19 protein-coding genes are annotated in these 20,986 nt (G+C 72.6%); 6 read left to right on the top strand and 13 right to left on the bottom strand.

What is annotated here, in order from left to right; all coding sequences use genetic code 11:
* Nucleotides 1-106 precede the first annotated feature (106 nt).
* Together AS857_RS21500 and uvrB are read right to left on the bottom strand one after the other, a co-directional pair.
* Nucleotides 107-685: a TerD family protein gene (locus AS857_RS21500; RefSeq protein ID WP_058044915.1), complete on the bottom strand. Its 579-nt coding sequence runs from the start codon at nucleotides 683-685 to the stop codon at nucleotides 107-109.
* Nucleotides 686-820: 135 nt separating this feature from the next.
* Nucleotides 821-2,962 (bottom strand): excinuclease ABC subunit UvrB, encoded by a 2,142-nt coding sequence (gene uvrB, locus AS857_RS21495; RefSeq protein WP_058044914.1) that lies wholly within the window; start codon nucleotides 2,960-2,962, stop codon nucleotides 821-823.
* 230 nt (nucleotides 2,963-3,192) lie between these two features.
* On the opposite strand from uvrB, the gene AS857_RS21490 reads away from it, so the two are divergent.
* The 4 genes from AS857_RS21490 (at nucleotide 3,193) to AS857_RS21475 (ending at nucleotide 6,848) form a co-directional block, all read left to right on the top strand.
* Nucleotides 3,193-4,164: a glycerophosphodiester phosphodiesterase gene (locus AS857_RS21490; RefSeq protein ID WP_079110550.1), complete on the top strand. Its 972-nt coding sequence runs from the start codon at nucleotides 3,193-3,195 to the stop codon at nucleotides 4,162-4,164.
* 102 nt (nucleotides 4,165-4,266) lie between these two features.
* Nucleotides 4,267-4,860, top strand: coding sequence for a methylated-DNA--[protein]-cysteine S-methyltransferase (locus tag AS857_RS21485; protein WP_079110549.1), 594 nt, complete (start codon nucleotides 4,267-4,269; stop codon nucleotides 4,858-4,860).
* Nucleotides 4,861-4,976: 116 nt separating this feature from the next.
* Entirely contained in the window at nucleotides 4,977-6,407 is a 1,431-nt protein-coding gene (locus AS857_RS21480) for a WGR domain-containing protein (RefSeq protein WP_058044913.1), read from the top strand.
* 150 nt (nucleotides 6,408-6,557) lie between these two features.
* Nucleotides 6,558-6,848, top strand: coding sequence for a DUF6343 family protein (locus AS857_RS21475; RefSeq protein WP_058044912.1), 291 nt, complete (start codon nucleotides 6,558-6,560; stop codon nucleotides 6,846-6,848).
* Nucleotides 6,849-6,887: 39 nt separating this feature from the next.
* Here AS857_RS21475 and AS857_RS21470 read toward each other — a convergent pair whose 3' ends face one another.
* From AS857_RS21470 to rpsA, 7 genes are all read right to left on the bottom strand, one after another.
* Nucleotides 6,888-7,223: an HMG-box domain-containing protein gene (locus AS857_RS21470; protein ID WP_058044911.1), complete on the bottom strand. Its 336-nt coding sequence runs from the start codon at nucleotides 7,221-7,223 to the stop codon at nucleotides 6,888-6,890.
* A 17-nt stretch (nucleotides 7,224-7,240) separates the two neighbouring features.
* Entirely contained in the window at nucleotides 7,241-7,972 is a 732-nt protein-coding gene (locus AS857_RS21465) for a WXG100 family type VII secretion target (RefSeq protein ID WP_058044910.1), read from the bottom strand.
* Entirely contained in the window at nucleotides 7,969-8,289 is a 321-nt protein-coding gene (locus AS857_RS21460; RefSeq protein ID WP_058044909.1) for a WXG100 family type VII secretion target, read from the bottom strand. The genes AS857_RS21465 and AS857_RS21460 overlap by 4 nt, the downstream gene beginning before the upstream one ends.
* Nucleotides 8,290-8,301: 12 nt before the next feature.
* Entirely contained in the window at nucleotides 8,302-8,895 is a 594-nt protein-coding gene (locus AS857_RS21455; protein WP_144440886.1) for a hypothetical protein, read from the bottom strand.
* A gap of 171 nt (nucleotides 8,896-9,066) precedes the next feature.
* A complete protein-coding gene (gene coaE / locus AS857_RS21450) occupies nucleotides 9,067-9,669 on the bottom strand; it encodes a dephospho-CoA kinase (protein WP_058044907.1) in 603 nt (200 codons plus the stop codon).
* Nucleotides 9,670-9,694: 25 nt separating this feature from the next.
* Complete coding sequence (locus AS857_RS21445; RefSeq protein WP_058044906.1) at nucleotides 9,695-10,639, bottom strand: PAC2 family protein; 945 nt, start codon at nucleotides 10,637-10,639, stop codon at nucleotides 9,695-9,697.
* Nucleotides 10,640-10,846: 207 nt separating this feature from the next.
* Complete coding sequence (gene rpsA, locus AS857_RS21440; protein WP_058044905.1) at nucleotides 10,847-12,349, bottom strand: 30S ribosomal protein S1; 1,503 nt, start codon at nucleotides 12,347-12,349, stop codon at nucleotides 10,847-10,849.
* Between the two features lie 341 nt (nucleotides 12,350-12,690).
* Here rpsA and AS857_RS21435 point away from each other — a divergent pair, with 341 nt between their 5' ends.
* Nucleotides 12,691-13,494: a class I SAM-dependent methyltransferase gene (locus AS857_RS21435; protein WP_058044904.1), complete on the top strand. Its 804-nt coding sequence runs from the start codon at nucleotides 12,691-12,693 to the stop codon at nucleotides 13,492-13,494.
* Nucleotides 13,495-13,539: 45 nt separating this feature from the next.
* Complete coding sequence (gene hrpB / locus AS857_RS21430) at nucleotides 13,540-16,086, top strand: ATP-dependent helicase HrpB (protein WP_058044903.1); 2,547 nt, start codon at nucleotides 13,540-13,542, stop codon at nucleotides 16,084-16,086.
* Nucleotides 16,087-16,553: 467 nt separating this feature from the next.
* Here the strand turns inward: hrpB and AS857_RS21425 are convergent, their stop codons facing one another.
* The 4 genes from AS857_RS21425 to polA all read right to left on the bottom strand — a co-directional run bounded on the left by AS857_RS21425 (nucleotide 16,554) and on the right by polA (nucleotide 20,816).
* The gene (locus tag AS857_RS21425; protein ID WP_058044902.1) at nucleotides 16,554-16,760 is read right to left on the bottom strand and encodes a hypothetical protein; all 207 of its coding nucleotides are present in this window, start codon (nucleotides 16,758-16,760) and stop codon (nucleotides 16,554-16,556) included.
* On the bottom strand, nucleotides 16,757-17,788 hold the full coding sequence (gene pgfA / locus AS857_RS21420) for a cell envelope lipid trafficking protein PgfA (RefSeq protein WP_079110548.1): 1,032 nt from the start codon (nucleotides 17,786-17,788) through the stop codon (nucleotides 16,757-16,759). The genes AS857_RS21425 and pgfA overlap by 4 nt, the downstream gene beginning before the upstream one ends.
* Nucleotides 17,789-17,803: 15 nt before the next feature.
* A complete protein-coding gene (locus AS857_RS39110) occupies nucleotides 17,804-17,938 on the bottom strand; it encodes an SPW_0924 family protein (protein ID WP_107105640.1) in 135 nt (44 codons plus the stop codon).
* A 142-nt stretch (nucleotides 17,939-18,080) separates the two neighbouring features.
* The gene (polA, locus tag AS857_RS21415; RefSeq protein WP_058044901.1) at nucleotides 18,081-20,816 is read right to left on the bottom strand and encodes a DNA polymerase I; all 2,736 of its coding nucleotides are present in this window, start codon (nucleotides 20,814-20,816) and stop codon (nucleotides 18,081-18,083) included.
* Between the last annotated feature and the right edge of the window lie 170 nt (nucleotides 20,817-20,986).

Below are 20,986 nucleotides of genomic sequence, written 5' to 3'. Positions count from 1 at the left end.
CCTCGTTGTTCGTGCTCGTGCTCGTGCTCGTGCTGCGCTTGTCGTGCCCGCGGGCCCGGCGGAAACGCTCTCCGCCGGGCCCGGGATGTTCTCAGGATGCGTACGCCTACAGGCTCGGCAGGATCGCCGGCATGAGGTCCTGGAAGGTCTTGCCGTTGGCCGGGTTGCCGATGGCGGTCATCGCCCAGCCGTTGCCGGAGCGGTGCACCTTCGCCATGATCTGCGCGGTGTACGCGCCGCCGCCGTCGAGGGTGTAGCGGGCGAGCTCCTGGCCGTTGGTCTCGTCGACCAGGCGGCAGAAGGCGTTCTGCACCTCGGAGAACGTCTGGCCGGTGAAGGAGTTCACCGTGAAGACGATCTGGTCGATGTGCACGGGGACGCGCTGCAGGTCGACGAGGATGGCCTCGTCGTCGCCGCCCGTGCCGGCGCCGCCGACCAGGTTGTCACCGGTGTGCCGCACCGAGCCGTCGTCGCTGACCAGGTGGCGGAAGAAGACCACGTCCACCGGCTGGCCCCCGGCGAAGAGCACCGCCGAGGCGTCGAGGTCGACCTCCCTCGTGCGCGACCCGAACAGTCCGCGGCGGGGGGCGGCCTGCCAGCCAAGCCCCATCCGCACGGCGGTCAGGGTGCCTCCGTCTGCCTTCTGCAGGCTGATGCCCTGACCCTTGGACAAGTTGACCGTCACGCGCAGTCCCTTCTCGTTCTAATCCCCGTGGGCCGGGCGTCCGCACGGCCTCCGCCCCGACCCTACGCACGGACCCCGACCCCGCACGAATCCGAACGGGATTTGTGGCGGTCTTGCAACATCCCCGCCCGTACCTCAGGCGAGCCCGGCCTCCTTCATCTGCCGCAGCTCCTTCTTCAGCTCGCTCACCTCGTCGCGCAGCCGGGCGGCGACCTCGAACTGCAGCTCCGCGGCCGCGGCCCGCATACGGTCGGTCATGTCCTCGATCTGCTGAGCCAGTTCGGCGGCGGGACGGTCCGTCACCGCGACGGCGGCCTTCGCCTTGCCCTTGGCGGCCTTGGCACCCTTGCCCGCCGCCTTCCCGGCCTGCGCGGTGGGCACCGGGGCCTTGCCCTTGGCGCCCTTCTCGCGGTAGCCGGAGCCCAGGAGCTCCTGGGTGTCGATCTCCTCGCGGGCCAGGGTGGCGACGATGTCGCCGATCTTCTTGCGCAGGGGCTGGGGGTCGATGCCCCGCTCCTTGTTGTACGCGATCTGCTTGGCCCGGCGGCGGTTGGTCTCGTCGATGGCCTTCTCCATCGCCGGGGTGACCTTGTCGGCGTACATGTGGACCTGGCCGGAGACGTTGCGCGCGGCACGACCGATGGTCTGGATCAGGGAGGTGCCCGAGCGCAGGAAGCCCTCCTTGTCGGCGTCCAGGATGGCGACCAGGGACACCTCGGGCAGGTCGAGGCCCTCGCGCAGCAGGTTGATGCCGACCAGGACGTCGTACTCGCCGGCCCGCAGCTCGCGCAGCAGCTCCACGCGGCGCAGCGTGTCGACGTCGCTGTGCAGGTAGCGGACCTGGATGCCGAGCTCCAGGAAGTAGTCCGTGAGGTCCTCGGCCATCTTCTTGGTGAGGGTGGTGACGAGGACGCGCTCGTCCTTCTCGGTGCGCGTGCGGATCTCGTGCACCAGGTCGTCGATCTGACCCTCGGTCGGCTTGACGACGACCTCGGGGTCGACCAGGCCGGTGGGGCGGATGATCTGCTCGACGAAGCCGTCCGAGCGCGAGAGCTCGTACTTTCCGGGGGTCGCCGAGAGGTAGACCGTCTGGCCGATGCGCTCGGTGAACTCCTCCCACTTCAGCGGGCGGTTGTCCATGGCCGAGGGCAGCCGGAAGCCGTGCTCCACGAGCGTGCGCTTGCGGGAGGCGTCGCCCTCGTACATGGCGCCGATCTGGGGGACGGTGACGTGCGACTCGTCGATGACGAGGAGGAAGTCCTCCGGGAAGTAGTCGAGGAGGGTGTTGGGCGGGGAGCCGGGCTCGCGGTCGTCCATGTGCAGCGAGTAGTTCTCGATGCCGGAGCAGGAGCCGATCTGGCGCATCATCTCGATGTCGTACGTGGTGCGCATGCGCAGGCGCTGCGCCTCCAGGAGCTTGCCCTGCTTCTCCATGCGGGCGAGGGTCTCCTCCAGCTCCGCCTCGATGCCGGCGACGGCCTTCTCCATCCGCTCGGCACCGGCGATGTAGTGGCTGGCGGGGAAGACGTACAGCTCCCGGTCGTCGGAGAGGACCTCGCCGGTGAGCGGGTGGAGCGTCGAGAGCGCCTCGATCTCGTCGCCGAACATCTCGATGCGGACCGCGAGCTCCTCGTAGACCGGGAAGATCTCGATGGTGTCGCCGCGGACGCGGAAGGTGCCGCGGGTGAACGCGACGTCGTTGCGGGTGTACTGGATCTCCACGAAGCGGCGCAGCAGCTCGTCGCGGTCGATCTCCTCGCCGACCTTCAGCGGCACCATGCGGTCGACGTACTCCTGGGGGGTGCCCAGGCCGTAGATGCAGGACACCGAGGCCACCACCACGACGTCACGCCGGGTGAGCAGGGAGTTGGTGGCGGAGTGGCGCAGCCGCTCCACCTCCTCATTGATCGAGGAATCCTTCTCGATGTACGTGTCCGACTGCGGTACGTAGGCCTCGGGCTGGTAGTAGTCGTAGTACGAGACGAAGTATTCGACGGCGTTGTTGGGCAGGAGCTCGCGGAACTCATTGGCGAGCTGGGCCGCCAGGGTCTTGTTCGGCGCCATGACGAGCGTCGGCCGCTGGAGCTTCTCGATCATCCACGCGGTGGTCGCGGACTTGCCGGTGCCGGTCGCACCGAGGAGTACGACATCCTTCTCACCTGCGCGGATACGTCGCTCCAGCTCGGCGATGGCCGTCGGCTGGTCACCGCTGGGCTGGAAGGGGCTGACGACCTCGAAAGGCGCCACCTTGCGTTCGATCTTCGATACGGGCCGCATGAGACCACGGTACGGCCCCCCACTGACAACGGCCGGACACCCGGCGTCCGGCCCCCGTTCCCGGGGCGAACGGGTGGCGTCGATCCGGCGAAGAACAGCCGTTCCCGTTCCCTTCCCCCGCCCCCGTCGCGTACTTGTCTGAGGTACGCCCATCCCGTACACCAAGGGCCGGGGACGCCCGGTCCCCGATGTACGTGCCCGTCCGTGTCCAGACGCCGCGAGGAGCCCGTATGCGCATCCGCCCCGTCTCCGCCGTGACCAGCGCGCTGCTCGTCCTGTCCACGCTCGTCCTCGCCGCCCCCCACGCCCGGGCGGCCGCCCCCGTGCGGGCCGCCGCGCACACGCGCGTGCCGCTCGCGATCGGCCACCGCGGTGTGCCCGTGCAGGCCCCGGAGAACACGCTGGCCTCCGTCGACAGAGCCGCCGAACTGGGGATCACCTGGGTGGAGAACGACGTGCAGCGCACCAAGGACGGTGCCCTGATCGTCATGCACGACACCACCCTGGAGCGGACGACCGACGTCAAGCGGCGCTTCCCCGGCCGCGCCCCCTGGAAGATCGCCGACTTCACCCTCGCCGAGATCCGCAAGCTCGACGCGGGCAGCTGGTACGACCGCAGGTTCGCCGGGGAACGGGTGCCCACGCTGCGCAGCTATCTGCAGCGCGTCGACCGCAACCGGCAGAAGCTGCTGCTGGAGGTCAAGGCCCCCGAGCTCTACCCGGGCATCGAGCGGCAGCTGGCGAGCGAGCTGCAGCGCGCCGGGTGGCTCAACGCGCGCCACGTGCGGAGCTCCCTGGTGGTGCAGTCCTTCAGCGCGGCCTCCCTCAAGGCCTTCCACCGCGTGCGGCCGGACGTGAAGACGGGGTTCCTCGGGGCCCCGAAGCCCTCGGAGCTGCGCTCGTACGCCGCCTTCGCCGACCAGATCAACCCGCACCACCGGAGCGTCACCGCGGCATGGGTGCGGGCGGTGCACGCCCTGCGGGGGCCGCACGGGCGGATGCTCGAGGTCTCGGCGTGGACCGTGGACAACGGCGACCGGGCCGTCGCCCTGGCGCGCATGGGGGTCGACGGCATCATCAGCAACGCCCCGCACGAGATCGAGGACGCCCTGGAGGAGGACCTCGACGAGCAGAACGAGCAGGACGAGCAGGACGAGGAAGAGGACGACGGCCTGTCGATCCTGGGCTTCCTGGGCCTGTAGACCGGCACCCCCGCAGCCCGCGGGGGCCGGGGATCACTTGATCGTGGATCACTTGTCCGGTCCGGGGTCCGGCGGGGCCCCGGACGGCCTACGCTGGGCCTCATGACGGACCTGGAACCGACCGCCCCGGCGGCTGCCCCGGCCCCGTCGCCCCGCCCGCAGGAGTGGGCGTGGACGACGGTCGGCACCTCCATCGGACCGCTGGGGCTCGCGGCGACGCCCAAGGGTCTGCTGCAGGTCGCCTTCCGTGCGGACGAGGCGGTGTCCGCCGAGGCCGTGGCCGCCCTCACCCGCCGCATGGGGACCGGCCCGGTGTCCGGGCCCTGCGCCTCGCGCGAGATCCTCACCGAGACGGCGGCCGAGCTCGAGGACTACTTCGCGGGCCGCCGGGAGACCTTCTCCGTCCCGCTGGACTGGTCGCTGATCTCGGGCTTCAACCGCCAGGTGCTGCGCGAGCTGGCCGGCGGCGTCCCCTACGGCACGGTGGTCAGCTACCAGGACCTGGCCGACCGCGTCGGCGAGCGCGGCGCCGCCCGCGCCGTGGGCGTGGCCATGGGGAGCAATCCGCTGCCGGTCGTGGTGCCCTGTCACCGCGTCATCGAGAGCAACGGCGGCCTGGGCGGGTTCGGCAGCGGCCTGGAGATCAAGCGCTCGCTCCTGTCCCTCGAAGGGGTGCTTCCCGAGCCTCTCTTCTGACCGCCGCCCCGCCGGCGTTCGCGCAGGCGGCCCGGAGACCCATTGTCAGTGGCTGCCCCTAGCGTGCTGCGCACCGGAGATCGGCCGGCGCGGCCGACGGGGAGAGGGGCTTTGCCATGGCGGGAGAGACGACGTACCTGGAGCTGTCGCAGGACGGCGGCGGGGCGCACAAGTTCTACGAGGTCACGGTCGCCGGCACGGCGGTCACGGTGCGCTACGGCCGGATCGGCGCCGCGGGCCAGGTCCAGACCTCGTCGTTCCCCAGCGTGGAGAAGGCCCGGGCCGCGGCGGCGAAGAAGGTGGGCGAGAAGGTCCGCAAGGGCTACGCCCCGGCGGTGGCGGGGCAGCGGGCGGCCCGGCCCGTGACGCGCCGCGAGGTGACGTCCGCGCCGTCGACCGCGCGGGCCGTTGCCCCGGTGCTGTGGCGTTTCGCCACCGGCTCCTCCGCGTTCGGCATCCACGTGGACGAGGACCGCTGCTGGGTCGGCAACCAGGCCGGCCACGTCCACACCCTCGGCCACGACGGCGAGGTGCTGGCCCGCTACCAGCTGCCCGCCGGCGTCAAGTGCCTGGTGGCGGACGACTTCTGGATCTACGCCGGCTGCGACGACGGCACGGTCTACGACCTGTCCTCCAAGCTCCCCTTCGCCGCCTACCAGATCGCCTCCGACGTCGACATCTTCTGGCTCGACATCCGCGAGGGCGTCCTCGACGTCGCCGACCGCAACGGCGGACTGACCGTCATCGACCACGAGGACGAGCACCAGTGGTCGCGCCGCAGCAGCGGCGACCACGCCTGGATGGTCCGGCGCGACGAGCACGCCGTCTACCACGGGCACGCGCGCGGGGTGACCGCCTACGCCCCCGAAGGCACCGGCGAGCTGTGGCACACCCCCACCTCCGGCTCGGTGCTGTTCGGCTGGCAGGAGGACCACGCGGTCTACGCCGGCACCAACCGCCGCGTCGTCCAGCGCCTGTCGAAGGCCACGGGCGCCGTCGAGGCCACCTACCAGTGCGACACCGTGGTCTACTCCTGCGCCACCGCGCCCGGCGGCCGCTATGTCTTCGCGGGCGACTCCGCCTCCTCGGTGTACTGCTTCGCGGCGGACGGCACCCGCCTGTGGAAGCTCGGCACGGGCAGCGGTTCGGCGCTGTCCATGCAGTACCTGAACGAGAAGCTGTACATGGTCACCACGGACGGCTCGCTGGTCTGCGTCGACGCCAGTGAGGGCGCGGTCTCCGCCGCGCAGGCGGGCAGCGTCCCCGTGCCGGTGGACGTCAAGTCGGCCGCCGCCGTGCCCACGTACACCCCGGCCCGCACGCTCTCCACGGTGAGCGCGGCGCCCGCCTCGGGCATCGTGGTCGAGTGCGTGCAGGACGCCGGCCGGCTGCGCGTGCACGTCGTCTCCGAGGGCTACGACCCCACCTGGAACGTTCAGTTCCCGCGTCACATACGCGAGCCCGGCGCCCGTTACGTCATCGACGCCCTCTCCCCCGCCGCCGGCGGCTTCTACCGCGTACGGGGCGAGATCCGGCGCCTGGTCTGATCCCCGGCGGGGTCCGGGCCCGGCGGCGCCCTCCGCCCCTTCCTGGCGGACACCGAAGGCCGCCCCTTCCTGGCGGACACCGAAGGCCGCCCCTTCCTGGCGGACGCCGAAGGCGCCTTCCGGGTGGATGCTGGAGGTGGAGGCACCGCCATGCGCACCGGCAACGAACCCGCCACGGCCCGCAGCCCCCTGCGGCTGCGCTGCGGGCTGGCCGCCTGGGGCCTGGCCTGGGCCGTCGCGGGCACCGTGCTCTTCGCGATCACCGGCCACCCCGGCTGGGCCGTCGCCTGCGGCGTCCTGACCGCCGTCACCGCCGTCGACCTGTCGCTGGTGATCCGGCACATCCGGCAGGGCCCGCACTACCAGCCGGGCCGGGACGTCCCGCCGTACCGGCCCGTCAGCGAGCGCCGCGACCCCGGGGAGGGCCGGCGCGGCCCGTAGGCCCCCAGCCCGGCCACCCGGCCCGTGGGGAGGCCGCGGTCAGCACAGGTACGGGGGCACGGTCCCGTCGCCCCTGGGCGCGCCGAGCGTGCGCCGGGCCTCGTCCGCGTACCGCGCGCGTTCCTCTTCCGGCAGGGCCCGCCATGCCGCGCACAGGGCCCGCGTCCCCTCGCCCAGGGCCTCGGCGTACGTCCCGACCCGCACGGCGTCCCTCAGGCCGATGCGGCCCGTGAGGACCTCGCGGGCCATCTCCTGGAGCGCGCCCCCGGCGCTTCCGGCGGCGAGCCGCTGCAGCACCCCGTGGAGGGCCCGCGCCCGGTCGGCGCTGCGCCCCGGCGTCACGAACTCCTCGAATCCCACGTGCTGTTCGGTCACGTCGTCCTCCTCTCCTCTCAGACCGCGGGGTGGTCGTAGCTCGCGCCGGGCAGCGGCAAGGCGTTGAGCCCGGCCAGGGCCTCGGTGCCGAGACGGACCAGCGTGCCGTGGCCGGCGTGCATCGCCGCCTGGGCCGCGGCGACGAACCGGACCATGCGCTCCCACTCCCTCAGGATGGTCAGCAGTTCCTCGGTGCCCAGCGCGGCGGCCGCGACTGCGGCGGTTCCGCCGCTGGCCGCTTCGACCGCAGCCGCGAGAGCCAGGGTGATCAGCGCGTCCACGATCGCCCCGAGGCAGTCGCCGACGGCTTCCCCGGCAGAGGAGACCGACTGGGCGATGCCGAGGTATTCCACGCCCATCGCGTCGAGGGCGGTGCGGAAGTCCGCGAGATTTCCGGCGAGATCGGAGAAGTAGTGCGCGGCCGCCTCGGCGGCGTTGCCGTCCCAGGTCGCGTCGATGCGCGCGCTCCCGGACCGGAGGTTGCGCGCGACGCCGTCGCAGGCCCGCCCCGTCTCCTGCCATGCCGAGACACACCTGGCATAGGCCTTCCAGTCACCGGCGAAGCTCTCCTTGGCCCACTTCACGGGATCCTTCGGCAGGTACAGCTCCGCCAGTTTGAACAGCCAGCCGGACGCGCTGAGGAATTCCGCCACTTCGTTGAGCGGCTTCATCGGATCGAGGAAGTCCTCCGGTTCCCCGGGCGGGACGAGGTACGCCGCCGGATCCGTCACATCGGCGAAGTGCGTCACCGTTCCCCGCCCCGTCCCCGGGCCGCCGCATCGAACTGGGCGGCGGCACCACGGTCGGTACGGCGGTAATAGGAAGCCGCCGTGGCGAGTTCCTCCGAGGAGCTCTGCAGGAGTTCGGCCACGCGCTGCACGGCGCTCAGGACGTCGCTGCGCAGGGAGCCGTGCCGCCGGCACGCCTCCTCGAACAGCCCGCCCGCTCCCGGAGGCAGGGCAGTGTGCCGCCGGACGTACGCCAGGACCGCCCGCATGTCCTCGGCGCCCCTGCCGACCTGCCGCGCGAACGCCTCGAGCTGTCCGGGGTCGACCCTCAGGACCATGTCTTTCCCCTCCTACGGCGAGACGAGGAGCAGCAGGACGCACACGGCTGTTCCGGCTCCGGCGGCACGGAACAGCCACGTGACGTAGGGCGCCACGGAGGTCCGGCGCAGCATCGCCCAAGCGGCCCTGCTCTCCCCGACGGTCCTCACGCGGTACCCGACCACCGCGGTCATCACTCCGACGGCGACCCCCGCCAGCCCGGCGAAGAAGAAGGCCAGTCCGCCCCAGAAGTACCGCAGGCCGACCGGGTGGTAGCCGTGGCCCTCGCGGTAGACGCGCACCTTCTCGCCCGTCACGTACCAGCCCCGGAGAGCGGAGCCGTCGCGCACGACCCGGCCGCTGTCGGCGCGGAAGGAGCCGAAGCACAGGGTGTGCGAACGCGAGGCGCCTCTCCCTTGGCCGCCCTCGCGGCGTTGCTCGCATCTCTCCACCGTCAGCGTGCCCTTGCCGGCCACGAGCCCGGCGGCCTTCTCGGCCTGCCGGACCATCACCCCCATGCAGGTCAACGACAACACGACGACGCCGACACCGAACAGTCGCGGCAGGGGCCGTGGTGCGGGCAGCGGGCAGAACGGGCTCGTCGCGGCTAACTCGGGCACGGCCACGCAAGGTCTCCTCGAAACGGCTCGGCGAGCGGAATCGCGGAAACCTTATGCACGCGGCAACGGCGTCGACGGCGGGCGAAGCCGGCACGGGACACCGGTCGCAGGCCCCGCGCCCTTGCCCCGCCTGTCCGCCGCCCGCGCACCGGGCCGGCGGGCCCTCACCCGATATGACTAACGCCGGGCGCTGCGCTCGCGCAGCTCGTCCCAGACCTTCTCGACCTGGCGCCGGAGCGCCTCGATCGGGCCGTCGTTGTCGATGACGAAGTCGGCCACCGCGAGCCGGTCCTCGCGGGTGGCCTGGGCCGCCATGCGGGCGCGGGCCTCGTCCGGGGTCATGCCGCGGAGGCGGACCAGGCGGTCCAGGCGGGTTCCGGTACCTGCGTCGACCACGAGGACCAGGTCGTAGAGGGGGGCCAGGCCGTTCTCGGCGAGGAGGGGGACGTCGTGGACGACGACCGCGTCCGGGGCGGCGGCCGCCTCCAGTTCGGCGGAGCGGGCCCGGACGAGGGGGTGCACGATGGCGTTGAGGGCGGCCAGCCGGTCCGGGTCGGCGAAGACGACGGCGCCCAGCCGGGGGCGGTCGAGCGCGCCCTCGGGCGTGAGGACCGCCTCGCCGAACTCGGCGACGACCGCGGCCAGTCCGGGCGTTCCCGGCTCGACCACTTCGCGGGCGATCCTGTCGGAATCGACGATCACCGCTCCGTACGAAGCCAGCAGCCGCGACACCTCGCTCTTGCCGGCACCGATTCCGCCCGTGAGGCCCACTCTCAGCATGGGCCCCACGGTAGCGGGCGTGCGGTCAGTGACCGCTGTCGCCCTCCCTGTCGGCGAGGAAGCGCTCGAATTCGGCGCCCAGTTCGTCGGCGGAGGGCAGCTCGACCGGCTCGGCGACCAGGTTGCCGCGGGTCTCGGCACCGGACACGGCGTCGTACTGGTGCTCGAGGCCGCGCACCAGGGAGACGAGCTCCTCGTCCCCCTCGGCGATCTGACGCTCGATCTCCTCCTGGGTGCGCAGCGCCTCGGACCGCAGGGCGTGGGCGGCGTTGGGCAGCACCAGGCCCGTGGCGGCCGTGACCGCTTCGAGGGCGGTGAGGGCCGCGTCCGGGTAGGCGGAGCGGGCGATGTAGTGCGGGACGTGGGCGGCGACGCCGAGCACGTCGTGACCGGCCTCCGCGAGGCGGTACTCGACGAGGGCCTCGGCGCTCCCCGGCACCTGCGCCTCGTCGAAGAAGCTGCGGTGACCGGGCATCAGGTCGGTGCGGTTGCCGTGCGGGGTCATGCCCACGGGGCGGGTGTGCGGCACGCCCATGGGGATGCCGTGGAAGTTGACGGACAGCCGCACGCCGAGGCGCTCGACCAGCTGCCGCACGGCGGCGGCGAACCGCTCCCACTCGACGTCCGGCTCGGGGCCGGACAGCAGCAGGAAGGGGGCGCCCGTCGCGTCCTGCACGATGCGCAGCTCGATCGCCGGGGTCTCGTAGGCGCTCCAGCGGTTCCGCTGGAAGGTCAGCAGCGGGCGGCGGGCGCGGTAGTCGATGAGCCGGTCGTGGTCGAAGCGGGCCACGACCTGGTGGGGCAGGGTGTCCAGGAGTCGCGAGACGATCTGCTCGCCGGTCTCCCCCGCGTCGATGTAGCCGTCGAAGTGATAGAGCATGACCAGGCCGGCCGTGTCCTGGGCCAAGGCCAGGTCGGCCACGGCGAGCCCCTTGGGCTCCCATTCGTACAAACCCTGCGGATCCAACACAGTGACCGCTCCTCCTCATGTTCCGTACGGGGGAACGCGCCTGGAGGGCCCCGCCATTCCCGCCTTCCGGATCACGCCGGCGCATCTCACATCACGGAAGGGGCGCCCGGCGGAAACGAACGGCTGTCAGCAGAACACGAGTAAGGCCCGCTCCCCAAGGGGAACGGGCCTTACTCAGTCAGCTGTCAGCTGCCGTGGTGCAGAGCCTCAGCTCTGGCCGCCGGCGAGCTTCTCGCGGAGGGCGGCGAGCGCCTCGTCCGACGCCAGGGCGCCGGAGTTGTCGGCCGACTCCGAGGAGTACGAGCCGCCGGAGACCTGGGCGCCACCGGCCTGCGGGGCAGCCTGGGCGCCCTCGGCCGCAGCCTCGGCGTCCGCCTCGCGGGACTTGATGACCTGCGCCTGGTGCTGCTCGAAGCGCTGCTGCGCCTCGGCGTACTGGCGCTCCCACTCCTCGCGCTGCTTCTCGTAACCCGGCAGCCAGTCGTTGGCCTCGGGGTCGAAGCCCTCGGGGTAGATGTAGTTGCCCTGGTCGTCGTAGGACGCGGCCATGCCGTACAGGGTCGGGTCGAACTCGACCACGGACGGGTCGGCACCGAAGGACTCGTTGGCCTGCTTCAGCGAGAGGCTGATGCGACGGCGCTCGAGGTCGATGTCGATGACCTTGACGAAGATCTCGTCGTTGACCTGGACGACCTGCTCCGGGATCTCCACGTGGCGCTCGGCCAGCTCGGAGATGTGGACCAGGCCCTCGATGCCCTCGTCGACGCGCACGAACGCACCGAAGGGAACGAGCTTGGTGACCTTACCCGGGACGACCTGACCGATCTGGTGGGTCCGGGCGAACTGCTGCCACGGGTCTTCCTGGGTGGCCTTGAGCGACAGGGAGACGCGCTCGCGGTCCATGTCGACGTCGAGGACCTCGACGGTGACTTCCTGGCCGACCTCGACAACCTCGGACGGGTGGTCGATGTGCTTCCAGGACAGCTCGGAGACGTGGACGAGACCGTCGACGCCGCCCAGGTCCACGAAGGCACCGAAGTTGACGATGGAGGAGACGACGCCGGAGCGCACCTGACCCTTCTGGAGGGTGGTGAGGAAGGTCTGGCGGACCTCGCTCTGGGTCTGCTCCAGCCAGGCACGGCGGGACAGGACCACGTTGTTGCGGTTCTTGTCCAGCTCGATGATCTTGGCCTCGAGCTCCTTGCCCACGTAGGGCTGGAGGTCGCGGACGCGGCGCATCTCGACCAGGGAGGCCGGGAGGAAGCCACGGAGGCCGATGTCGAGGATGAGACCACCCTTGACGACCTCGATGACGGTACCGGTGACGATCCCGTCCTCTTCCTTGATCTTCTCGATGGTGCCCCAGGCGCGCTCGTACTGGGCGCGCTTCTTCGAGAGGATCAGGCGGCCTTCCTTGTCCTCCTTCTGGAGAACCAGGGCCTCGATCTCGTCGCCGACCTTGACGACCTCGTTCGGGTCGACGTCGTGCTTGATCGAGAGCTCGCGGGAGGGGATCACACCCTCGGTCTTGTAACCGATGTCGAGCAGGACCTCGTCCCGGTCGACCTTCACGATGACGCCGTCGACGATGTCGCCGTCGTTGAAGTACTTGATCGTCTCGTCGATCGCGGCGAGGAAGGCTTCCTCGTTACCGATGTCGTTGACCGCAACCTGCGGGGTGGTGGCGGTGGTCTCGGTGCTGCTCGTCATGTGGGAAAGGGCTCCGGTACGGACATTGAGTCGTAGGTACTGCTACGCCGAGAGCCCGTATCGCACTGCCGAAGCCGGACAGCCTTGGAGGCGCAGGCTCTGGGATCCGAAGATCACCGCTCACGCCTCGGCAACCGAGGGGACATACAACAAGTGCGAGCGCGGCCTGCTCCGTCTGAGGCGCGCAGGCCCGCAGCGCAACTTGTAGCATACGGGGGCAGCCGGGCACGGTCAATGCGCGAAGGCGCACACCCGGGACGAATCTCCCCATACCGGGCACAACTTATGTTTTGCGAGGCCACGAGGGCCTCGCGCACACTACCGCGGGGGGCACGCCGCCGATGATCGAAGAGCACGAGCCGGAAGCGGTCCGGCGGACCACGGGCGGCGCCGAGAGCAGCCGGGCGAGCCGCGGCTGGTGGGACCGCAACGCCGACGAGTACCAGACCGAGCACGGCGCCTTCCTCGGCGACGACCGCTTCGTCTGGGGCCCCGAGGGGCTGGACGAGGCCGAGGCCGCCCTGCTGGGCCCGGCGAGCGGCCTCAAGGGGCTCGACGTGCTGGAGATCGGCGCCGGCGCGGCCCAGTGCTCGCGCTGGCTCGCCGCGCAGGGCGCCCGCCCGGTGGCCCTGGACCTCTCCCACCGCCAGCTCCAGCACGCCCTGCGCATCGGCGGTGACGTTCCGCTGGTCGAGGCCGACGCGTGCGCCCTGCCCTTCGCCGACGGCTCCTTCGACCTGGCGTGCTCGGCCTACGGGGCCGTCCCCTTCGTCGCGGACCCGGTGCAGGTGATGCGCGAGGTCCGGCGCGTGCTGCGGCCCGGCGGCCGCTGGGTCTTCTCCGTCACCCACCCCATCCGCTGGGCGTTCCCCGACGAGCCGGGCCCCGAGGGCCTCTCCGTCGCGGCCTCCTACTTCGACCGCACCCCTTACGTGGAGCAGGACGACCAGGGCCGCGCCGTCTACGTGGAGCACCACCGCACGCTCGGCGACCGCGTGCAGGACGTCGTCACCGCCGGCTTCCGGCTGACCGGCCTCGTCGAGCCCGAGTGGCCCGCCTGGAACCAGCAGGAGTGGGGCGGCTGGTCCCCGCTGCGCGGGAACCTCATCCCCGGCACGGCGATCTTCGTCTGCGAGCGGGACTAGCAGGACCGTTCGGGGGCCCGCGGGCCCCTGGGCGAGACTGGGCGTGTGATCCACAGCGACGCCCTCGACCGGCTGCCCGTCCGCTCCGCCCTCCCCGCCCTGACGCGCGCGCTCGACGCGCACGGCGCGGCCGTGCTGTGCGCGCCCCCCGGCACCGGCAAGACCACCCTCGTGCCGCTGGTCCTCGCCGGGCTCACCGGGGGCGGCCCGCGCCGGCGCGTCGTGGTCGCCGAGCCGCGCCGGATCGCCGCGCGGGCCGCCGCCCGCCGCATGGCGTGGCTGCTGGGCGAGAGCGTGGGCGAGCAGGTCGGCTTCACCGTGCGCGGGGAGCGGCGGGCCGGGCCCCGCACCGTGGTCGAGGTCGTCACCACCGGCGTGCTGCTGCAGCGGCTCCAGCGCGACCCCGAGCTCGCGGGCGTGAGCACGGTCGTGCTGGACGAGTGCCACGAACGCCACCTCGACGCGGACACCGCCGCCGCCTTCCTCCTGGACGTACGGGCCGCGCTCCGCCCCGAGCTGCGCCTGGTGGCGGCGTCCGCGACGACGGACGCCGAGGGCTGGGCCCGGCTGCTCGGCGACGCGCCCGTGATCACGGCCGAGGACGTCTCGCACCCGGTGGAGGCGGTGTGGACGCCGCCGGAGCGGCCGGTGCGGCCGCCGCACGGGATGCGGGTGGACCCCGCCCTGCTGGAGCACGTCGCCGGGGTCGTGCGGCGGGCGCTGCGGGAGCGGGAGGGCGACGTCCTGTGCTTCCTGCCCGGCGTCGGGGAGATCGCGCGCGTGGCGGGCCGGCTGGGCGGCCGGGAGGCGCTGGGGGCCGAGGTGCTGCAGGTGCACGGGCGGGCCCCGGCCGCGGTGCAGGACGCGGTGCTGGCCGGGGCGAGCGGGGGCCGGCGGGTCGTCCTCGCGACGTCCGTGGCCGAGTCCAGCCTGACGGTCCCCGGGGTGCGGGTCGTGGTGGACGCGGGCCTGGCCCGGGAGCCCCGTACCGACCACGCGCGCGGGCTGAGCGCGCTCACGACCGTACGGGCCTCGCGGGCCTCGGCCAGGCAGCGCGCCGGGCGTGCGGGGCGCGAGGCGCCGGGGACGGTGTACCGCTGCTGGTCGGAGGCCGACGACGTACGGCTGCCGGCGTTTCCGGCGGCGGAGATCACGGTGGCCGACCTGACGGCCTTCGCCCTGCAGGCGGCGTGCTGGGGCGATCCCGACGCGTCCGGGCTCGCCCTGCTCGACCCGCCGCCGTCCGGGGCGATGGCCGCCGCCCGCGAGGTCCTGACGGCCACGGGCGCCGTCTCGGCCGACGGCCGGCCCACGGACCGGGGCCGGCGCATGGCCCGCCTCGGCGTCCACCCCCGCCTCGCGCGCGCCCTCCTCGACGGGGCCCGGGAGGCCGGTGCGCGCCGCGCGGCCGAGGTGGTGGCCCTCCTGAGCGAGGAACCGCCCCGGGAGTACGGCGACGACCTGGCGGCCGCCTGGCGTACGGCGCGGCGCGGCGGCGACGCGTACGGGGCGCGGTGGCGCGCGGAGGCACGCAGGCTCGAAGGAGCGCTGAAGGGGGTGGCGGAGGAAGGCGCGACCGGCTCGGCCGGGTCGCCCGGTCCCTGTGCGCTGTCGGACGACGCCGTGGCCGGGCTCGTCACCGCGCTCGCCTACCCCGAGCGGGTGGCCAGGCTGCGCGGCGAGGGCTCGTACCTCATGGTGTCCGGCACGGGGGCTCAGCTCGGCGACGGGTCCCGGCTGCGCAGCGCGCCCTGGCTCGCGATCGCCGTCGCCGACCGGCCGGTCACGGCGGCCTCGGCGCGGGTGCTGCTCGGTGCGGTGATCGACGAGGACACTGCGCGGGCCGCCGCCGGGGCCCTGCACGCGGAGGGCGAGGAGGTCCGCTGGTCGGAGGAGCGGCGGGACGTGGTGGCGCGGCGCGTCGAGCGGCTCGGCGCCGTCGAGCTGGCGTCCCGTCCGCTGCCGGAGCCCGGACCGGAGCTCCTGCGGGCCGCGCTGGAGGAGGGGCTGCGGCGGGAGGGCCCGGGCCTGCTGCGCTGGACGGCCGAGGCGGCGGGGCTGCGGCAGCGGCTGGCGTTCCTGCACGGGGAGCTGGGCGAGCCGTGGCCCGACGTGTCCGACGCCGCTCTGCTGGAGCGCCTGGACGACTGGCTCGGCTGGGAGCTGGCCCGCGCCCGCCGGCGGTCGGACCTGGAACGGGCGGACGGCGGCAAGGCGCTGCAGCGGCTCCTGCCATGGGCGTCCGGGGACGCGGCACGCCTGGACGAGCTGGCGCCCGAGCGGATCCAGGTGCCCAGCGGTTCGCGGATCCGCGTGGACTACGGCGGCGGGCAGCCGGTGCTGGCCGTGAAGCTGCAGGAACTGTTCGGCTGGCAGGAGACGCCGCGGCTCGCGGGCGGCCGGGTCCCGCTGCTCGTCCACCTACTGTCCCCCGCGGGGCGGCCTGCGGCCGTCACGGCGGACCTGGCGTCGTTCTGGCGCGACGGCTACCGCTCGGTACGCGCCGAACTCCGCGGCCGCTACCCCCGCCACCCCTGGCCGGAGGACCCGACGACGGCGCCGCCTACGCGGCGGGCGACGGGGGGTCACTAGGGGGTACGGGATACGCCGCGGTCCGGCACGGCTCGGCCACGGCGCCCCACGCCCCAGACTTCACCGGCCGGGCCCGGCGAGGCACCGCCGGACAGCCCGTATCCGGTTGCTCGCCGTCGCGGCGGAAGATTTCGGCGGGGCCGAAACGGGTGCCTGGCCCGGCCGGGACACCCGGCACCTGCGCACTCGCCCCTGCCGGAAGAGGCCCGTCGGCACCGCCGGACAGCCCGTATCCGGTTACCCGCCGCTGCGGCGGAAGAATTCGGCCGGGCCGAAAGAGGTGCCTGGCCCGGCCGGGACACCCGGCGCCTGGCAGTCGGCTCGCCACCGGCAGTGGGCGGTCGGCGCCGCCGACAGCACCGCGGCCCGCCGTCCCGGTGGAAGAAGGCCCCGCGCACCTTTCTCCTCCGCCGGGACGGCGGGCCCCGGTGTCGCCCTCCGGGAGCGGCCCGGAGGGCGACGGCGTCTCAGGGGAGGTAGCGCTCGACCGCCGCCGGGCCCTTCTCCTCGATGAGCCGCTTCGCCCGCTCCACCCGCTTCGGTGTCACGTCCCGGCCGGACGCCATGACGAGGTCCTCGGGGTCGAACGGCCGTTCGCCCCCGGTGTACAGCCGCCTGGGCCGGGACGCGGTGGATCCGTCCTCGGTCTTCTCCTTCGTCGTCTTCTCCTTCACGGCGAGCCTCCTCTGCTCCATGCGGCCCTTTTCCCCGGGGCCTGCCGCTCGGTTTTCCCTCCATCGTGTTCCTTTTGTCCGGTAAATGCACGACGAGGGCGGGCGCGGGCCTCCAGGAACAGGGCGAGGGTCAGCAGGGCGCCGCCCAGGACCGCGCTCCCCCACGGCAGCCACGAGGTCAGCAGGAGCACGAGCCGCCGCTGGGAGGTCACGAGGGCGACGGTGGAGTCGATGTAGTCGGCGCGCATCTTCACGTGCCCGGCGAAGGCCGTGATCGGCTTCTTCTCCGGGTGCCCGGTCCAGCGCAGCTCCTCGCGGTGGATCTCCTCGCCGTTGACGGGGGCGCCGGTGACGGGGTCGACCCAGAACATGCGCCGGGTGGTGTACCAGCGCTCCAGCCCCAGCTGCCGGACGGTCTCGGGCGTCACACCGAGGGGCATCCGCCGGGGCAGGGGGACGCGGGTCCAGGGGACGGTCTGCTCGAAGTAGTAGACGTCGAGGCCGTGGAAGGAGCGGGTGCCCCGGTAGTGGATGGGTGCGGAGGTGCGGGTCTGCATGTCGAAGTAGCGGTAGTCGCGCTTCTCCGCGAGGAAGGGCCACTTGTACGCGATGCCGTCGCGCCGTACGGGGGTGTCGTCGACGTGCTCGCCGCCGGCGTGCACGGGCTGCTGGCTGTGGGCGTCGAAGACGTAGCGCTCGGGTATCTGGGAGATCATCGCGCCGTCGGGCCCGGCCATGTGGGTGAGGGTGTCCCAGACGACGACGTCGCGGCCGGTCTCGCGGCGGACCTTGCGGGCCTCTTCGGCGTTGCCCTTGAGGGTCTGGACGAGGGTCACCTTGGGGACGGTCCGCGGCTCCATACGGGCGTAGTCGAGGAGGGTCGCGTCCTTCGCCTCCAGGACGGCGGTCTGGTAGCTGCCCGCCGGGACCTTGGCCAGGCGGGGGAAGGCGTACCAGCGCAGCAGCGGGGCGAGGGCCGCGAGGAACACGGCCACCGCGAGAAGGACGAGGCTCGCTCTGCGGCGCACGGCGCGGCCGGCCCGTCAGGGGTGCGCGGGTGCGGAGGTGAGCAGGGGCCCGGGGGAGGTCGTCCCCTCGGGCGGGCCGATCCCGGTGACGGCGAGGACCAGGGCGAGGGCGGCGGCCAGTCCGACGGCCGCGGCGGCCAGTGCGCGCATGCGAAGCCTCCCGGCGGGATCACCCGGACCTGACGAGGCGTCAGGAGTGGGCACGGTAGCAACGCACGCGGCAGATGAGAACCACGCGTACGGCCCCTCTCCCGTGAAAGGAGAAGGGCCGTACGCACACACGCGGACGCACTCAGTGCGCGGCGGACTCCCAGTCCCGGCCCACGCCGACCGACACGTCCAGCGGAGCGCTCAGCGACACCGCCCCCGCCATCTCGCGGCGGACCAGCGCCTCGACGGCCTCCCGCTCGCCCGGCGCGATCTCCAGCACGATTTCGTCGTGGACCTGCAGGAGCATCCGGGACGAGAGCTCCTCCGCCTCCAGCGCCTCGCCCACCCGCAGCATCGCGATCTTGACGATGTCGGCGGCCGTGCCCTGGATCGGGGCGTTCAGCGCCATCCGCTCGGCCATCTCGCGGCGCTGGCGGTTGTCGCTGTTGAGGTCCGGGAGGTAGCGGCGGCGGCCGAGCATCGTCTCGGTGTAGCCCGTGGCGCGGGCCTCGACGACGACCCGCTGGAGGTAGTCCCGCACGCCGCCGAAACGCTCGAAGAAGGTGTCCATCAGCTTGCCGGCCTCGCCCGGGGCGATGTTCAGCTGCTGGGACAGGCCGAAGGCCGACAGCCCGTACGCGAGGCCGTACGACATCGCCTTGATCTTCCGGCGCATCTCCGGGTCGACCTCGGACTTGGCCACGCCGAAGACCTGGGAGGCGACGGTGGTGTGCAGGTCCTCGCCGGAGTTGAACGCCTCGATCAGGCCCTCGTCCTCCGACAGGTGGGCCATCACGCGCAGCTCGATCTGGCTGTAGTCGGCCGTCATCAGGGACTCGAAGCCCTCGCCGACGACGAAACCGCGGCGAATGGCCCGGCCCTCGTCCGTCCGCACCGGGATGTTCTGCAGATTGGGGTCGGTGGAGGAGAGCCGGCCCGTGGCCGCCACCGTCTGGTTGAAGGTGGTGTGGATACGGCCGCCGGGCGCGATCGCCTTGATCAGCCCCTCGACCGTGGAGCGCAGCTTCGACTGCTCACGGTGCCGCAGCATGATCACCGGGAGCTCGTTCTCCGTCTGCGCCGCGAGCCAGGCCAGGGCGTCGGCGTCCGTGGTGTACCCGGTCTTGGTCTTCTTGGTCCTGGGCAGGCCCAGCTCGCCGAAGAGCACCTCCTGCAGCTGCTTCGGGGAGCCCAGGTTGAACTCGCGGCCCGCCGCGGCGTGCGCCTCCTGCACGGCCTGCTGCACCGCGGCCGCGAACTGCTGCTCCATGCGCTCCAGCCAGCCGCGGTCGGCGGCGATGCCCGCCCGCTCCATACGGGCCAGCAGCGCGCTCGTCGGCAGCTCCACGTCGCGCATCAGCTCCGCCGCGCCGACCTCCTCCAGGCGCGTGGTGAACGCCGCGCCCAGGTCCAGGACCGTACGGGCCCGGCCCATCAGCGCATCGGCCTCGGCCTGCTCGTCCGCGCCGAAGGCCAGCTGACCGTCGCCCGCGGCGGCCGTGGCCAGCTCGCGGCCCAGGTACTCCACGGACAGCGCGTCCAGCGCGAAGGAGCGACGCCCGGGCTTCACGAGATACGCGGCCAGCGCCGTGTCCATGCTGACGCCCTCGACGGTCCAGCCGTGCTCGGCGAAGACCCGCATCGCGGACTTGGCGTCGTGCATGACCTTCGGCGCACCCGCATCCGCGCTCCACGCGGCGAACGCCCGCTCGTCGGCCTCGTCCAGCTCGGCGGGATCGAACCAGGCGGCCGGGCCCTCACCCGTCGCCAGCGCGATCTCCGCGACCCGGCCACTGCCCAGCGACCACGAGTCGACCACGGCCACACCGAGCGGAACCGAGCCGTGCCCGGCCAGCCACGGCGCGAGCTCGCCGGCGCCCAGCACCGAGCCGTCCACCTCCGCACCGGCCTCGGGGACGATCTCCTCCGCGGCCTCCGCACCCGGGTCGGCGGCCAGCAGCCGGTCCCGCAGGCCCTGGTTGCGGATCTCCAGACCCTCCAGGAACGCGATCAGCGCCTTGCGGTCGTACGCCGCGCGGCGCAGCCCCTCCGGGCGCACGGGCAGCTCGACGTCACGCACCATCTCCGTCAGGCGGCGGTTGAGCTTGACGGCCTCCAGGTGATCGCGGAGGTTCTGCCCGGCCTTGCCCTTGACCTCCTCGACGCGCTCCACGAGATCGGCGAAGGAACCGAACTGGTTGATCCACTTCGCGGCGGTCTTCTCGCCCACGCCCGGGATGCCCGGCAGGTTGTCCGACGGGTCGCCGCGCAGGGCCGCGAAGTCCGGGTACTGCGAGGGGGTCAGGCCGTACTTCTCCTGCACCTTCTCCGGAGTGAAGCGGGTGAGCTCCGAGACGCCCTTCGTCGGATACAGCACCGTGACGTCGTCGGAGACGAGCTGGAAGGAATCGCGGTCGCCGGTGACGATCGAGACGTGGAAACCCTCGGCCTCCGCCTGCGTGGCAAGCGTGGCGATCACGTCGTCGGCCTCGAAGCCGTCGACCGCGAACCGCGGCACGCTCATCGCGTCCAGCATGTCGCCGATCAGCTCCACCTGGCCCTTGAAGTCGTCCGGCGTCTTGGAGCGCGTCGCCTTGTACTCCGGGAACTCCTCGGAGCGCCACGTCTTGCGCGACACGTCGAACGCCACGGCGAAGTGCGTGGGCTGCTCGTCACGGAGGGTGTTCGCCAGCATGGACGCGAAGCCGTACACCGCATTCGTCGTCTGACCGGCGGCCGTCGTGAAATTCTCCGCGGGCAGCGCGAAGAACGCCCGGTACGCCATCGAGTGCCCGTCCATCAGGAGCAGGCGGGGGCGACCTCCCTCCGCTGCCTCGGTGCCGGTCGGTTCGTTCGTCTTCACTGCCTTTGCTGCCACGCCCCCGATCCTGCCACGGCCCACTGACAATCCCGGCCACGGCGACCTCGCCCCGGCGCCCCCCGCCGCCCCGTGACAGGATCGGAGCCGTACGCAGAGATCCGACGTGGAGATCCGTACGGGAGACCCGTACGCGACAGCGCACCACCGACCGCTCAAGGGGGAGCGAC

Source organism: Streptomyces roseifaciens (assembly GCF_001445655.1).
In the GTDB taxonomy this organism is placed as follows: domain Bacteria; phylum Actinomycetota; class Actinomycetes; order Streptomycetales; family Streptomycetaceae; genus Streptomyces; species Streptomyces aureoversilis.
This window is presented reverse-complemented; position numbering and strand designations above follow the sequence as displayed.